Source organism: Brevibacterium sp. LE-L (assembly GCF_050214925.1).
Lineage (GTDB): Bacteria > Actinomycetota > Actinomycetes > Actinomycetales > Brevibacteriaceae > Brevibacterium.
Map to the genome: position 1 here is coordinate 3,228,837 of NZ_CP189759.1, position 14,590 is coordinate 3,243,426.

Consider the following 14,590-nt stretch of genomic DNA (forward strand, 5'->3'; position numbering starts at 1 on the left):
TTATAGCATCTGGTCAAGTCATGCAAGAATCTTCTTCCACAGACCGACCCACCCCACGGTTTCGAACCCGGCCTGATCGTTGATGGCCAGCATCCACGAGTTCTCCGCCGCATTCCACGTGTAGACGCGCTCGACCGGCGAGGACTGACACAGCGCCTCATGATTGGCGATCTTCAGTCGCGCTCCCAACCCGTGGCCACGGTGCTCGCTGAGCACGAGAGTGGCGCCCTGATAAGCCACGTGCGGACGCTGTGTGTAACTCACGACCTCGGTGAAGCCGACCCCTTCGCCATCGAAGAGCGCCAACGCCGTGTGCGTGCGCCCTCCTGTGTATTCACGGTCCGCTTCGAGAGCCCGGACTCGAGCGGTATCCCAGGTCTCCTCGTCATGGAGGTCGGCAGCTCCGGGAGCATCCGTGGACATCCTCTGGTGAAGCAGCGCGATCGCCTCGATGTGCTCCTCCGGTACCGGTCCCGCCCAGGTGCGGATGACATATCCGTCTTCGGTCCTGAACGAGTCCACTCCCCCGCCGGAACTGCACTGAACGACCGCAGCAGAGCATCGCTCGACCTGCTGGAGGCGGTAGTCATGACCTTGGGCGAAAACGACCTCGGCCCGTTCGGCCGGAAGGCTGCCGGTACCGGCGTCCGCGGCGATCCGAGGTCTGCGCGGATCGGCGTCGAAGTCTGCTGCCGGGATTTCGGCCCAGGCAGTCAGTCGTGTCCTCCCGGTTTCAGCCAGCTGCCGCTCCATGACCGTCAGCAGCTCGGTGCCCAAGCCCGACCGCCGCAGTTCGGGCAGGACGCCGATGTAGACATCGGCGACGTCGGTGTTGTCGAACAGGCTCAGATAGGCTCCCGCTTTCGCCACGAGTCTGCCGTCGACGCGGCCCAGCCAGATCTCATGAGAGGTGAATTCGCCAGCGCGCACGAGTTTCCCGCGCACCGAACCGGGCAATGGGTCGAAGTCCTCACCGAACCCGAGGGCACGATTGATCCTCCGATCGAAGTCGACGATCTCATCAAGGAGCCCGTCGACGTCGGAGTCGGTCAGCGTGCCGGAGCGAATATGCGTGATCTCCATCGATCTCCTCGTTCCCAGAAGCTGATGACTGCGTTGTCGCCGCCGACTGCGATCTTAGCCACCGAGGAGGACGGATGTCGTGCTCGACGTGCCTCAGCTCACCCGCAGCAGCAAGGCTCGTCCCCTCTAGACTCATAGTATGACGACTATCAGCGTGCTTCGCACCGATCCCGCGACCGTCAACAGCGCGATCATCACCGGCAGCAGCGGCAGCCTCATCGTCGATGCCGGCCCCTGTCCGGACACCGGCCGGCACCTCGCCGCCCGGGCGGCAGAGCTGCAAGCGCAGACCAGCGGTCCGGCACGAACCGATCTGGTCATCACACACGATCATTGGGACCACTGTTTCGGGGCCGCCGCGCTGCTCGAAGCGGGAGGCGACCGAGCCTTCGCCTCGTCCTCCTTCGCCACGGATCAGGCGGCCAGCACATGGCTTGCCCTCGATGCGCTGCGCCACGACCCCGCCACCGCCGATTTCGCCTCACAGCTGCCTCTCGATCCCAGCGAGCTCTTCGTCGACGTCACCGCGGTCGACTCGTCCACTCAGCATGTCAGCGGCGTCGATCTCGGTGACTGTTGGGCGGAATTCCATGTCCTCGGAGGCCATTCGACAGCCGATCTCATCGTCCGCCTGCCCGAGTCGGGTGTCGTCTTCGTCGGCGACCTCGTCGAAGAGGGCGATCCTCCCCAGGCAGCCGCCGATTCCTCTCTCAGTCAGTGGGCGAACAGCCTTCGTCGGATCCTCGACTTCCCGGAGGCGACGACCTTCATTCCCGGACATGGCGTGCCCGTCGATCGCGGGTTCGTACAGCGTCAGCTCGGCGACATCGATGGAATGCGTCTTCACCAGGACGACACCGAGGTGGCCCTGCCCGCCCGCACGATGCCCGGGGATCATGACCGCCGAGTTCCGTTGGAGTTCAGCCTCTCCTGAGGTCTCGTGCCCCACCTCTTCCGCAGCCTCGAACGCCGCACGCTCAGCCCGGGGCTGGCTGGGACCGAACGGGTGAAGACGCAAAGAACCCCACAGCTGATGCTGTGGGGTTCTTCAGAATGCGGCACTGGCCGCAATCAGCACAGAGTCACTTGAGGGTGACGGTGGCACCGGCGGCCTCGAGGACCTCCTTGGCCTTCTCTGCGTCTTCCTTCGAAGCGCCTTCGAGGACGGCCTTGGGAGCTCCGTCGACGAGGTCCTTGGCTTCCTTGAGTCCGAGGGAGGTGAGCCCACGGACTTCCTTGATGACGGGAACCTTCTTCTCGCCGGCTGCTTCGAGGACGACGTCGAATTCGGTCTGCTCTTCAGCAGCCTCCTCTCCGCCTCCGGCGGCAGGGGCGACGGCGACAGCGGCGGCCGGAGCGGCAGCCTCAACGTCGAACTCTTCTTCGAACTTCTTGACGAACTCGGACAGTTCGATGAGCGTGAGCTCCTTGAAAGCTTCGAGGAGCTCGTCGGTGGTGAGCTTAGCCATGGTGGCTAGTCCTTCCTGTGATGGTCACGGTGTGTGACCGGGTTGGTTGGGGGTGATGCTCAGGCGTCGGAAGCAGGAGCGTCGTCCTGCTTCTCGCGGAGTGCATCGACAGTGCGCACGGCCTTGACCAGCGGAGCGGTGAAGAGGTAAGCCGCCTGGTGGAGGCTTGCCTTCATAGCACCAGCTGCCTTTGCAAGCAGCACTTCGCGGGATTCGAGGTCGGCGAGCTGGTTGACCTGTTCGGGGCTGAGTGCGGCTCCATCGTAGTAGCCGCCCTTCACCACGAGCTTGTCGTTCGCCTTGGCAAAGTTACGCAGAGCCTTGGCAGCCTCAGGGGGTTCGCCGTTGACGAACGCGATCGCGGTGGGCCCATTGAGGTGCTCATCGAGACCGGTGATCCCGGCTTCCTTGGCTGCAATCTTGGTCAGCGTGTTCTTTACCACGGCGTAGCTGACGTTCTCACCGAGAGAAACGCGCAGTTCTTTCAGCTGCGCGACGGTGAGACCGCGGTACTCGGTCAGCAACACAGCGTCGGAGTTCTCAAACTGCTGTTTGATCTCCTCGACTGCGGCTGCCTTGTCTGGCCTCGCCATGGTGTTCCTTTCATAAGTCGTCCGGTCTGTCCCGACAACAGAAAAAGCGCTTCACGCAGGAAGGCGTGAAACGCTTGGCCGTAGGATTCCGGAAGGAATCGAACGGAAGAATCTCGAGCTCACCTGCGTGGGTCACTCTCTGGGAGTCTTCGCCTGCAGACACCGAGATTCGATGGTGAATCCTGGTGGTTCCACAGAGACCGACGGTCTTGGGTGTTTTCAGTGTAACGAAGTCTTTCGCAACAAGTCCAATCGCCCCCAGAGATCCCCCTCACACCACCTGACGGCGGCGCAGCAACCTCGCGCGAGGTTGCTGCGCCGCCGTCAGGGAGTTCTCTGGGTAACCTGGCCCGTCAGTACTCGATGACGACGCGGCCGTCGATCTTCCCGTGGATCATCTCGTCGAAGATCGCATTGATGTCATCCAGCGGCCTCTTCGAGAAGGTCGGGTGGATCTTGCCGGCAGCGTAGAACTCGAGCGCTTCGACCATGTCCTGACGAGTGCCGACGATCGAACCGCGGATCGTCAGGCCCTTGAGCACGATGTCGAAGATCGGGGCCGGGAAATCACCTGGCGGCAGACCGTTGAAGACGATGGTGCCGCCTCGGCGGGTCATACCGATCGCCTGACCGAACGCCGCAGGGTGGACCGCGGTGACGAGGACTCCATGGGATCCTCCGATCTTCTCCTGAATGATCTCGGCAGGGTCTTCGGCGAAGGCATTGACGGTGATCTCCGCTCCGTGCTTCTTCGCCAGAGCCAACTTGTCCTCGGCGACGTCGACCGCGACGACACGCATGCCCATGGCCACCGCGTACTGGACAGCGATGTGGCCGAGTCCACCGATGCCGGAGATGACGACCCACTGGCCGGGATTGACTTCGGTGCGTTTGAGTCCCTTGTACACGGTGACTCCCGCACACAGAACCGGCGCGATCTCGTAGGGGTCGGCACCGTCCGGAATGACCGCGGCGAACTTCGTATCGACGAGCATGTACTCGCCGAAGGATCCGTCGACTCCGTAGCCGCCGTTGACCTGCTGCTCGCAGAGCGTCTCCCACCCCTGACGGCAATGCTCGCAGGTTCCGCAGGCGCTCCACAGCCAGGCGTTGCCGATCATCTGGCCGACTTCGACCTCGGTGACGCCTTCACCGACCTGCTCGACGATGCCGACTCCTTCGTGGCCGGGGATGAGCGGGACCTTCGGTTTGACCGGCCAATCTCCATGAGCGGCATGGAGATCGGTGTGGCAGACGCCGGAGGCGATGAGTTTGACCAGTGCCTGACCGGGACCGGGCGCGGGAATCGGGCTGTCACCTACGACAAGTTCCTGTCCCAGGCTTTTGACCATTGCAGCTTTCATTTCGGACATCATTCGCTCCTTTGTGATGACGTGAATACATGTGACAACGGGGTTTGGATCTGTGGTGGAAGCATCCGACGGCGGCGCAGCAACCTAGCGCGAGGTATCTGGACCGCCGTCGGGTAGCAATTGGATCAGAAGAAGCCTTGCGCGTTCTCCGAGTAGCTGACGAGCAGGTTCTTCGTCTGCTGGTAGTGGTCGAGCATCATCTTGTGGTTCTCACGCCCGATGCCCGAAGCCTTGTACCCGCCGAAGGCCGCGTGGGCCGGGTAGGCGTGATAGTTATTCACCCACACACGTCCGGCCTGAATGTCGCGACCGGCCCGGTAGGCGGTGTTGCCGTCCCGAGACCAGACTCCGGCACCGAGGCCGTACAGAGTGTCATTGGCGGTGGTCAGAGCATCGTCGTAGTCGGAGAAAGTCGCCACCGAGACGACGGGACCGAAGATCTCCTCTTGGAAGATGCGCATCCTGTTCGTGCCCTTGAAGATCGTCGGCTGGACATAGAAGCCGCCGGCCAGATCTCCGTCGAGCTCGGCCTTGCCGCCGCCGGTGAGTACTTCGGCGCCTTCCTGCCGCCCGATGTCCAGGTACGACATGATCTTCTCGAACTGATCGTTTGAGGCCTGCGCACCCATCATCGTCTCCGTGTCGAGCGGGTTGCCCTGAACGATCTTCTGCGTCCTGGCGACGGCCGCCTCGAGGAACGGGTCGGCGATCGAATCCTGGATCAGTGCACGCGACGGGCAGGTGCACACCTCGCCCTGATTGAGCGCGAACATGGTGAAGCCCTCCTGGGCCTTGTCCGCGAACGCATCGTTCTTGGCCAACACGTCTTCGAAGAAGATGTTCGGCGACTTGCCGCCGAGCTCCAGAGTCACCGGAATGATGTTCTGCGAGGCGTACTGCATGATCAGACGGCCCGTCGTCGTCTCACCGGTGAACGCGATCTTCGAGATCCGCTTGTTCGAGGCCAAGGGCTTTCCGGCCTCGAGGCCGAAGCCGTTGACGACGTTGAGCACACCCTCGGGCAGCAGGTCTGCGATGAGTTCGACGAGCACGAGAATCGAGGCCGGCGTCTGCTCCGCGGGTTTGAGGACGACGGCGTTGCCTGCCGCCAGGGCAGGTGCCAGCTTCCACACTCCCATGAGGATCGGGAAGTTCCAGGGAATGATCTGTCCGACGACGCCGAGCGGTTCGTGGAAGTGGTAGGCCACGGTGTCCTCGTCGATCTGCGACAGCCCACCTTCTTGAGCGCGAATGGCCCCGGCGAAATAGCGGAAGTGATCGACGGCCAGGGGCAGGTCCGCGTTGAGGGGTTCGCGGATCGCCTTGCCGTTGTCCCAGGTCTCAGCGACGGCGAGCGTCTCGAGGTTCTCCTCGATGCGGTCTGCGATCTTGTTGAGGATGTTCGCCCGCTCGGCGACCGAGGTCTTACCCCAGGCCGGCGCGGCTTTGTGCGCAGCGTCGAGAGCAAGCTCGATGTCCTCGGCGGTGCTGGCCGGGATCTCGGTGAATACCTGGCCGGTCACGGGACTGGGGTTGTCGAAGTAGTTCCCGTTGACCGGCGGCACCCACTGGCCCCCGATGAAGTTCTCGTAGCGGGACTTGAATGTGACGAGCGATCCGTCCTGACCAGGCTGTGCGTAGACAGTCATTGCAACTCCTTTGATGCGTCTGCTTTCACCGGATGTTCTCCGTGTGAGAATGACGCTACTGAAGGCAACGTTGCATAGGGGTTGCATCACAGCCTGTGAGCGGTCGGGTCATCGGTTCCCGCCCCCTCCCGCACCCCTGCGGCAAGAAGCTCATCGACCCGCGACTCTCCCTGAAGTCAGCGCCTGAGGACGTCAGTGCCCGAGGGATTCCAACCGCACTACGGCCGAGTTGCGCTCGGCAGCATCCGGAGGCGCCAGCCTCAGGACAGCCATGAGGATCTCGTTGTCCCCGCGGAAGTCCGGAAGTTCGGAATAGCGCCAAAGCTGCTGCCAAGTCCCGTCCTGAAGAAGGGTCTCGCGCATGAGCGCATCGACCTCCGCGCCGATCTCGCGTACGCCCGGAGCGTCCGAATCCGGCAGCACACTCCCCCGATAGAACTCCAGCGCTGTATCGATGTCGCCCCGGGACAGCGCCTGGAGAGTGCGCTCGAGGTCGGAGCCCAGTTGCCCGCGCAACCGGTAGGGACGCGCCTCGATGCTCAGATGCTCGACTCCGTCGATGGCCCTGCGCAGCCGGGTGATCTCCGCCCGCACGGTGACTTCGCTGCCGCCGACCGGCCACAGTCTTTCGACGAGTCCTGATCCGCTGATCCCGTCGGGGAATCGGTGGAGCAGAAGCAGGATCTCGGCATGACGCCGGGTCAGGGCGACTTCCGCCCGGCCGGGTGAGTGCAGGGCGGGCCCCGCACCGAGGACGGTCAGCTCTGTTCCAGCCGCCTCGGTGCCGGTGTCTCGTCCCTGTTGCGGCGTGTAGAGCTCGGACAGGCGGGCTGCGGCTGCCTTGGCCGTCGACGAGAGCAGCGGCAGCACGATCGAGGACACGGCGTCGTCTCCGCCGGTGACGTCGATGATGCCGATGACCTGCCCGGTCAGCGGATGCGTCACCGGGACGGCGCTGCAGCTCCAGGAATGGACGTCGGGAGCGAAGTGCTCGGCACGGCTGATCTGCACCGCAGTTCCCGATTGCAGGGCCAGGCCCGGCGCCGAGGTGCCCATGACTTCCTCCGACCAGTCGGCTCCGGGGACGAAGCCCATGGTCTCAGCCCGATTGCGCACGCTCCGCTCGCCTTCGATCCACAGCAGACGGCCCTGCTCATCACCGAGCGCGGCCAGCAGTCCCGAGTCTTTCGCAGGTTCGAGCAGATGCGATCGCAGCAGAGGCATGATCGCGTGAAAAGGATGGCGACGTCTCACCTCGGTCAGCTGATCTGCTTCATACGCCACGTGCACCCTTGCACCCGCGGGATCACGCAGCCGGTCGAGCGATCGATGCCACGATTCGAGCACTGAGGTGCGCACACCGCGAAGATGACCATGCAGCCGGGACTCATCGCTCGGTCGGCCGGGTATCAGCGGCTCCAGGCGCTCATGGGCCCGACGCACGGTGCGCTGATACGCGTCTTCGAGCAGAAGCGTCGAATCCATGCGGACGATCCACCTCCATCGGCGGTTATCGGAAGAGAGCCTCGAATGCTCATAATCTAACCGCGAACCTGTATTCGGGCAAGACCGCACCCACCCACCGAGACTCCCCCCTTGCTACCTGACGGCGGCCCAGCAACCTCGCGCGAGGTTGCTGGGCCGCCGTCAGGTAGCAAGGGGGGCGGGAAAGGGAAGGGGCGGGAAACGAAAACTCGCTTCCCGCCCCTCAAGCGCGCTGATCAGACGATCAGAGGCGCAGGCCCGAGTGATCGACCGGAACGGCGGGGCCGTTCGAGGTCGTGATCGTAGCCTTGCTGATGTAGCGGCCCTTCGAGGAGGACGGCTTCAGTCGCAGGATCTCGTCGACCGCGGCATCGAAGTTCGCCTGCAGTGCTTCCTCGGAGAAGGAGACCTTTCCGATGATGAAGTGCAGGTTCGAGTGCTTGTCGACGCGGAATTCGATCTTTCCGCCCTTGATGTCGGTCACGGCCTTCGCGACATCCATGGTCACGGTTCCGGTCTTCGGGTTCGGCATCAGGCCACGGGGACCCAGCACCTTACCGAGACGACCGACCTTGCCCATCATGTCAGGGGTCGCAACAGCGGCATCGAAGTCGGTGAACCCTCCGGCCACCTTCTCCAGCAGGTCATCGGAGCCGACGAAGTCAGCACCTGCTTCACGGGCAGCTTCTGCACGGTCGCCGGCAGCGAACACCAGGACCCGGGCGGTCTTACCGGTACCATGCGGAAGGTTGACGGTGCCGCGCACCATCTGATCCGCCTTGCGGGGGTCAACCCCGAGGCGGAGGGCGACCTCGACCGTAGCGTCGTACTTCGCCACGGTGGTCTCTTTAGCCAGGGCGATTGCCTGAGCCGGTTCGTAGTTCACATCTGCGGCGATCTTCTCAGCCGCGGCCTGATAGGCCTTTGAACGCTTTGCCATCTGCTTTGCTCCTTGCAGTCGTGGTGTGGGCTGCGCAGGCCCTGCCACTGTGTGAGGTGAGGTCTTCAGACCTCGATGTCGGTGGTGACGCCCATGGAACGCGCGGTTCCGGCAACGATGCGGTCGGCCTGTTCCAGGGTGTTGGCGTTCAGGTCGGGCATCTTCGTGGTGGCGATCTCACGCACCTGGTCGGCGCTCAGGTGAGCAACCTTGACGGTGTGCGGAGTGGCCGAACCCGACTTGACTCCAGCGGCCTTCTTGATGAGTTCAGCGGCCGGCGGGGTCTTGAGAACGAAGGTGAACGAACGGTCTTCGAACACGGTGATCTCGACGGGAACGATGTTTCCACGCTGGGATTCTGTGGCGGCGTTGTAGGCCTTGCAGAATTCCATGATGTTGACGCCGTGCTGGGCAAGCGCCGGACCGATCGGAGGAGCCGGGTTAGCGGCACCTGCCTGAATCTGGAGCTTGACGAGGCCGGCTACCTTTTTCTTGGGAGGCATGTACGGTCCTTAATCTTGAAGTTTCGATGTGCCAGACATATACAGCACATCGTTCGACGGCGACCATCCGATAAGGGCCGCAATCAAACCACACCAGTATTCCATGCGGGCAGTCCCGGGAGCAAATGCCCGTGAGGCGGATCACCGCACGCCACCATCGCCGAGGCGGCCGCCCCCTCCCCCGCGGACACGACCGCTGCATCAGCGCCCCCGGAGACGACGCAGGGGCCCGGAATCATCCGGGCCCCTGCGTCGGCGATCGCCGCCGCTGCGCGGCTGCACGATCGGCTCAGAAGTGCAATGTCACAGCTTCGCGACCTGGTCGAAGCCGAGCTCGACGGGGACGTCGCGTTCGAAGATCGACAGCAGCACGGTGAGCTTCTGCGATTCGGGACGGATCTCCTGGATCGTGGCGGGGTGGCCCTCGAAGGAGCCTTCCTTGACGAGCACGGACTCGCCGACCTCGAACTCCACCTCGGTGATCGGGGCGGACTTCGCAGCGGCTTCGGCGGCCGGACCTTCAGCGGCGGCGGCTTCGGCCTGGCGCTCTTCGAAGACCGGGGCGAGCATCGAGAAGACCTCGTCGATCGACAGCGGGGTCGGGTCGTAGGCGTTGCCGACGAATCCGGTCACACCCGGGGTATGGCGCACGGCGCCCCACGACTCGTCGGTCAGCTCCATACGGACGAGCACATAGCCGGGAATGCGCACGCGGCGAACCTGCTTGCGCTGTCCGTTCTTGATCTCGACGACGTCTTCCATCGGCACCTGCGATTCGAAGATGTACTCTTCGAGGTTGAGGCTGATGGTGCGGTTCTCGAGGTTCTGCTTCACGCGGTTCTCGTAGCCGGCGTAGGAGTGGATGACGTACCAGTCACCTTCCTGCATGCGCAGCTCGGCCTTGAACTCCTCGGCAGGATCGACTTCGTCGGCAGCGGCTTCGGCAGCATCGCTGTCTTCGGAGGATTCGGCCTGGTCGGCCTCGGCGGTCTGCTCGTCGTCAGCAGTTTCGACGTCCGCGTCATCGGCGGCGACAGCCTCGACGTCCGAAGCTTCGGTTTCGGGCACCACAGCGGCACCCGACTCTTCGGGAGTGACGTCCTGGGTCTCAGGGGTCTCCTGCTCAGGTGAGTTGGTATCCGACACCGATCAATTCCTCGCTTCGCGTGTTGTGATTCCCGGATGGGAGTGAAGGTTCAGCATAAGGTGCGTCGCTGCGAACAGCGAGTCACCACAAAGGCCACAGCGGTGTTCCGCCGAAGACGAATCCGACGAGCTTGCCGAACACCAGGTCGAGGACCGTGACGAGGAGCATCATGAACAGAATGAACCCCAGGACGACCAACGTGTAGTTGACCAGCTGTTTCCGTGTCGGGGTGACGACCTTCTTGAGTTCGGCCACGACCTCGCGGAAGAACTGCAGGATTCGTCCGAAGAACCCGAGCTTCTTAGGACCGGAGGCACTGCTGGGTGCGCTGCCAGTCTTCTTTGCCGGTGTGTCGCTCACACATCCTCACTCGGTCGGTTTCGTTGGGGCTTCACAATTGTTCATGCCGGTCGAGGACGGCGCCTGGCCGATGAGACTTCGGCAGAGTCAACTGCGCAGGGGTGACAGGACTCGAACCTGCAACCTACGGTTTTGGAGACCGTTGCGCTACCAATTGCGCCACACCCCTTCGGCCGGACGATGAGTTCCGTGCGGATCTCTGTGGTGTCCGACCACGAGAAACGAGCATACCGTGCCCGACCGCCGTTCGTCGAACCGAGCATCCGGATGGTTCCTCAGGCGTGCCGGCACCCGCTCATTCACCCGGTTCCTCGGCCGGTGGCTGAGCCGCGAGCGGCAGGGGTTCGGGGAAGCGCACCCACGGATCGATGCGGACTTCCTGTTTGGGGTTGACCGTGATCAGCTGCATGTCAATGGGTCGTTTGGTCCGGTTGTCCACGCGGATGATGCTCAGTTCCGCGTCCATGCGCAGCGGGCCCGGGGTGAGCGCATTCGCCAGCGCTCCGCCCGTTGTCGAGCTCACGTAGCGGACCCCCGAACCGGAGGTCTCCGGGCCCACTCGCCGGTGCCAATGTCCGCTCAGAGCGTAGTCGGCACACCCCGAACGCAGCGCCGGGGCACCGACTGCCGGGTCGTGGACGAGCATGATGTCGAAGTCGGTCGCGCACGCTTCATCACGCAGTCGCTGAGCGTATTGGTCGACGGTGAGCTCCGTTTCGAGCTGCGGTCCGGAGCCGAAGACGGTCCGACGCGGATCCGCGGCTCCGAAGAAGGTGACCCCGCCCATCTCGGCCGTCGAGTCCTCGAGCACCTTCCACCCGGTCGACTTCGCATGCCTGGTCGTCTCCACGGAGTCGTGGTTGCCCTTGACGATCATGCGCGGAAGCTTCTCAGGCAGCTCATCGTCGAGCACGTCGAGGCAGTAGTTCTCAGCCGACGTGCCGGTCATGGAGACGTCCCCGCCGTCGATATAGGCATCGGCGCCGCTCATTCCGGCGACGGCTCCGACGACGCGCGCCATACCGATATTGCAGTGGATGTCGGAGGCGAAGACGAAGGTCGTCACGCCCGCATCCTCGTCCGCCCCTGAGGCGGAGTCCCCGTCCTCTCCCCCCGGACCTCCGATTCCGGCGGGCGGGACCATGCCCCTGTCCGTCCAGTTGCCCGAGATCGGCCGCTGATCCCATTCGGCGCGCAGGGTCGTGAGCACCTTGTCGTAGAACGCATCGTTGTCGTCGGCGAAGTCCTGCACCGCGGTGACCGCGGTGTCGATGATCCCGCCGAGGCGGCCCGTGACCTGAGATCCGGCCAAGGGCGTGCCGTCGAAAGCCGGGTCCGCCGAGATCGGCTTCGGCCGATTGAACACGACGGTGCCGAGACCGGCGAGGACGAGGACGACGACCAGGCCGATGCCGAGGAGCTCCTTGCCGACGAAGGCGCGCGAGATGGCCTCTACGCGCCGCGGGCCGAGGAAGGCGGCGAGACCGACGAGCCCGCCGGTGATCACACAGACCGCCAGAGCCCAGCGGATGAGGATCGCTTGGCTGAGTCCGTGGACGATCTGGTCGACCTGGGCCTGCGGGGCGGAGAAGAGCGAGGCGTAGGAGGCCACGTCACCGCCGAGGGCGTCGACCGTTCCTCCACCGGGATCGTCGACCGCGTCGGGGTCTGCGGCGGGTCGCTGCTCATCACTGGCATCACCGGAGACCGGGATCTCGCCGATGGAGACCCGCAGCCCGAGGCCGAGCGGGATGTAGTCCTCGGCCGGGACGAGCAGCTTCCCCAGAGGACCGAAGTCGACGGTCAGCCGGGAGTCCGCGGTGACCTGGTACTGCGCTTCGTGGGGACCGAAGGTGAGATCGGCCCGCGAGGTGAACAGCGCCCACGGCAGGGTCAGGAGACCGACCGCGGCCAGGGTGATGATGAGAGTGATGGTTCTGCGACGTGAAGACACGTCCACCAGTCTAAAGAAGGTGCTGGCTGCCCACGGCTGGTCTCAGCGGTCCAGCGAACAGCCGATGAATGTCGGCTCCGGTTCGAGCGTGATGCCGAAGGCGTCCGCGACTCCGTCGACGACGGTGCGGGCGAGATCGATCACATCGGCCGTCCTCGCGTGTCCTCGATTCGTCAGCGCCAGGGTGTGCTTGTTCGACAAGGCGGCGTGTCCGTCACCGATGCTGAAGCCCTTGGCGAACCCGGCGTGTTCGATCAGCCAGGCCGCCGAGGTCTTCGTCTTCCCTTCGATCTTCGCCCCGCTGAGCGGATCGGTCACCGGGTAGCGCGGGGCTTCCGCCGGCAGGATCTCGGGGTCGTCGACGATCGGGTTGGTGAAGAAGGAGCCGGCCGACCAGGAATCGTGATCGTCCCCGTCGAGGACCATGCCTTTCGACCGACGCAGCGCGATGACGCTGTCGCGCACGAGGGCCGCCGCAACGCGGGTGCCGATCTCGACGTCGAGTGCGGACGCGAGTTGGGCGTAGCGCACGGGCAGGGAGAGTTCGCTGTGCTGGAGATCGAAGGTCACCGACAGCACGACGAACTGGGGGGTTCCGACCGCGGCCTGCGCGCGTTTGAGCGCCGAGGTGCGATAGCCGAATTCGAGTTCGACGGCGCTGAGACGACGGATCTGCCCGGCCACACGGTCGAAGACCTCGACGGAGGTGATGAGCTCACCGACCTCGGTGCCGTAGGCCCCGACGTTCTGGATCGGGGTCGCCCCGACCGAGCCGGGGATGCCGGAGAGCGCTTCGAGCCCGGACAGACCGAGGTCGAGGGTGTGGGCGACGAATGCATCCCAGTCCTCCCCCGCCTCGGCAGTGACCTGTGTATCGGTGCTCGTGGTCTCGGTCGTCGTCACCCCGGTGGTGCGCACGACGCACACGGCACCGTCGAACCCGTCATCGGAGATGAGCAGGTTCGACCCGCCCCCGATGAAGAGGACGTCGGAACGGTCGTCGCCGGTCAGCTCCAGCGGGTGGGCGTGACAGAAGTCGAGCAGCTCCTCGCGGATCTCCGCGATGGTCACATGCTCGGCCGGACCGCCGAGGCGGAAGGTGGTGAATGTCGAGAGATCCTCATTCACGGCTTCGGTCACCGGGAGATCCGAACCTGGGTGCGGCTGAGGACATCGGCTTCGCCGGACTTCACGGCGATGTCGATGCGGGCGGTGCCGACGGCGGCGTCGACCGCTCCAACGGTGGCGGTCATCTTCAGCGCGGTCGTCGGGGTCGCCGGCGACCCGGTCTCGGCGTCGGGGACGGGCACCGGAGCGGAGAAGCGCGTCCGGTAGTCCACGATCGCACCGGGGTCGCCGAGCCATTCGACGAGAGGGGCGATGACGACGGCCATGGAGAGCATGCCGTGGGCGATGACTCCGTCAAGTCCGACCTCGCGGGCGAAGCGTTCGTTCCAGTGGATCGGGTTGTGGTCGCCCGAGGCCGCGGCGTAGTCGATGAGCGTGGCCCGAGACAGTGGGATCTCGGACTCCACGACAGTGTCTCCGATGGTCAGCGCGGAGAAGTCGATGGGATTCATTCTCCGTCTCCTCTCACGACAATGGTCGAGGTCACGGTGACGACGGGCTGTTCGGCGGCGTCGGTGATCTCGGTGCGGGTGGTGATCATGGCGTTGTCGCCCGCGGAACGGACACCGTCGACATGGGTGACGGCGGAGAGCACGTCGCCGGCGACGATGGGGCGGGTGAAGGAGAATTGCTCGGAGCCGTGGACGACCTTCGAAAAGTCGATGCCCGAATCGGGATCGGAGATGTAGGCCGCCTCGGACTTCTGCGCGATGATCACGGCGAAGGTCGTCGGAGCGACGACGTCGCGGTAGCCCAGTGAGGTGGCCGCCTCGGTGTCGAAATGGTATTCGGCCTTGGCCCCGGTGGCGAGCGCGAATTCCGCGACCGCCTCCCGCGAGACTTCATAGGGCTGCGGCAGGGAGAACGAGGCCCCCTGCTTCTCGGTATTCACCGGCATATGCGCTC

15 protein-coding genes and 1 tRNA gene are annotated in these 14,590 nt (G+C 64.3%); 1 reads left to right on the forward strand and 15 read right to left on the reverse strand.

The genetic code is table 11. The features are described 5' to 3' along the window. Positions 1 to 18: 18 nt before the first annotated feature. Entirely contained in the window at positions 19 to 1,083 is a 1,065-nt protein-coding gene (locus ACQE2J_RS14670) for a GNAT family N-acetyltransferase (protein WP_135537140.1), read from the reverse strand. Between the two features lie 139 nt (positions 1,084 to 1,222). On the opposite strand from ACQE2J_RS14670, the gene ACQE2J_RS14675 reads away from it, so the two are divergent. Further along, positions 1,223 to 2,017: an MBL fold metallo-hydrolase gene (locus tag ACQE2J_RS14675; RefSeq protein ID WP_135537141.1), complete on the forward strand. Its 795-nt coding sequence runs from the start codon at positions 1,223 to 1,225 to the stop codon at positions 2,015 to 2,017. A gap of 148 nt (positions 2,018 to 2,165) precedes the next feature. Here ACQE2J_RS14675 and rplL read toward each other — a convergent pair whose 3' ends face one another. From rplL to ACQE2J_RS14745, 14 genes are all read right to left on the reverse strand, one after another. Further along, positions 2,166 to 2,552 carry a 50S ribosomal protein L7/L12 gene (rplL, locus tag ACQE2J_RS14680; RefSeq protein ID WP_135537142.1) on the reverse strand — a complete coding sequence of 129 codons (387 nt, stop codon included), beginning with the start codon at positions 2,550 to 2,552 and terminating at the stop codon, positions 2,166 to 2,168. Positions 2,553 to 2,611: 59 nt separating this feature from the next. Beyond that, positions 2,612 to 3,145 carry a 50S ribosomal protein L10 gene (gene rplJ, locus ACQE2J_RS14685; RefSeq protein ID WP_135537143.1) on the reverse strand — a complete coding sequence of 178 codons (534 nt, stop codon included), beginning with the start codon at positions 3,143 to 3,145 and terminating at the stop codon, positions 2,612 to 2,614. 353 nt (positions 3,146 to 3,498) lie between these two features. After that, positions 3,499 to 4,518, reverse strand: a complete 1,020-nt coding sequence (gene adhP / locus ACQE2J_RS14690) for an alcohol dehydrogenase AdhP (RefSeq protein WP_135537476.1) — start codon at positions 4,516 to 4,518, stop codon at positions 3,499 to 3,501. A 125-nt stretch (positions 4,519 to 4,643) separates the two neighbouring features. Further along, positions 4,644 to 6,167 (reverse strand): acetaldehyde dehydrogenase ExaC, encoded by a 1,524-nt coding sequence (exaC, locus tag ACQE2J_RS14695; protein WP_135537144.1) that lies wholly within the window; start codon positions 6,165 to 6,167, stop codon positions 4,644 to 4,646. Positions 6,168 to 6,359: 192 nt separating this feature from the next. Beyond that, positions 6,360 to 7,652 (reverse strand): helix-turn-helix domain-containing protein, encoded by a 1,293-nt coding sequence (locus ACQE2J_RS14700; RefSeq protein WP_135537145.1) that lies wholly within the window; start codon positions 7,650 to 7,652, stop codon positions 6,360 to 6,362. A gap of 244 nt (positions 7,653 to 7,896) precedes the next feature. Next, positions 7,897 to 8,592 carry a 50S ribosomal protein L1 gene (rplA, locus tag ACQE2J_RS14705; RefSeq protein ID WP_135537146.1) on the reverse strand — a complete coding sequence of 232 codons (696 nt, stop codon included), beginning with the start codon at positions 8,590 to 8,592 and terminating at the stop codon, positions 7,897 to 7,899. 65 nt (positions 8,593 to 8,657) lie between these two features. Further along, positions 8,658 to 9,095, reverse strand: coding sequence for a 50S ribosomal protein L11 (rplK, locus tag ACQE2J_RS14710; protein ID WP_135537147.1), 438 nt, complete (start codon positions 9,093 to 9,095; stop codon positions 8,658 to 8,660). Positions 9,096 to 9,398: 303 nt separating this feature from the next. Further along, complete coding sequence (gene nusG / locus ACQE2J_RS14715; RefSeq protein WP_135537148.1) at positions 9,399 to 10,241, reverse strand: transcription termination/antitermination protein NusG; 843 nt, start codon at positions 10,239 to 10,241, stop codon at positions 9,399 to 9,401. Positions 10,242 to 10,323: 82 nt separating this feature from the next. After that, a complete protein-coding gene (gene secE / locus ACQE2J_RS14720) occupies positions 10,324 to 10,602 on the reverse strand; it encodes a preprotein translocase subunit SecE (RefSeq protein WP_135537149.1) in 279 nt (92 codons plus the stop codon). 96 nt (positions 10,603 to 10,698) lie between these two features. Continuing rightward, a tRNA-Trp gene (locus tag ACQE2J_RS14725) sits at positions 10,699 to 10,771 on the reverse strand. Between the two features lie 126 nt (positions 10,772 to 10,897). Next, positions 10,898 to 12,556, reverse strand: coding sequence for a metallophosphoesterase (locus tag ACQE2J_RS14730; protein WP_240689507.1), 1,659 nt, complete (start codon positions 12,554 to 12,556; stop codon positions 10,898 to 10,900). A 42-nt stretch (positions 12,557 to 12,598) separates the two neighbouring features. Further along, the gene (locus tag ACQE2J_RS14735; protein ID WP_240689508.1) at positions 12,599 to 13,696 is read right to left on the reverse strand and encodes a UDP-N-acetylmuramate dehydrogenase; all 1,098 of its coding nucleotides are present in this window, start codon (positions 13,694 to 13,696) and stop codon (positions 12,599 to 12,601) included. Continuing rightward, on the reverse strand, positions 13,693 to 14,136 hold the full coding sequence (locus ACQE2J_RS14740) for a MaoC/PaaZ C-terminal domain-containing protein (protein WP_135537151.1): 444 nt from the start codon (positions 14,134 to 14,136) through the stop codon (positions 13,693 to 13,695). Before ACQE2J_RS14740 ends, ACQE2J_RS14735 begins: the two co-directional genes overlap by 4 nt. Beyond that, positions 14,133 to 14,582 (reverse strand): FAS1-like dehydratase domain-containing protein, encoded by a 450-nt coding sequence (locus ACQE2J_RS14745; protein WP_425120267.1) that lies wholly within the window; start codon positions 14,580 to 14,582, stop codon positions 14,133 to 14,135. Before ACQE2J_RS14745 ends, ACQE2J_RS14740 begins: the two co-directional genes overlap by 4 nt. Positions 14,583 to 14,590 lie beyond the last annotated feature (8 nt).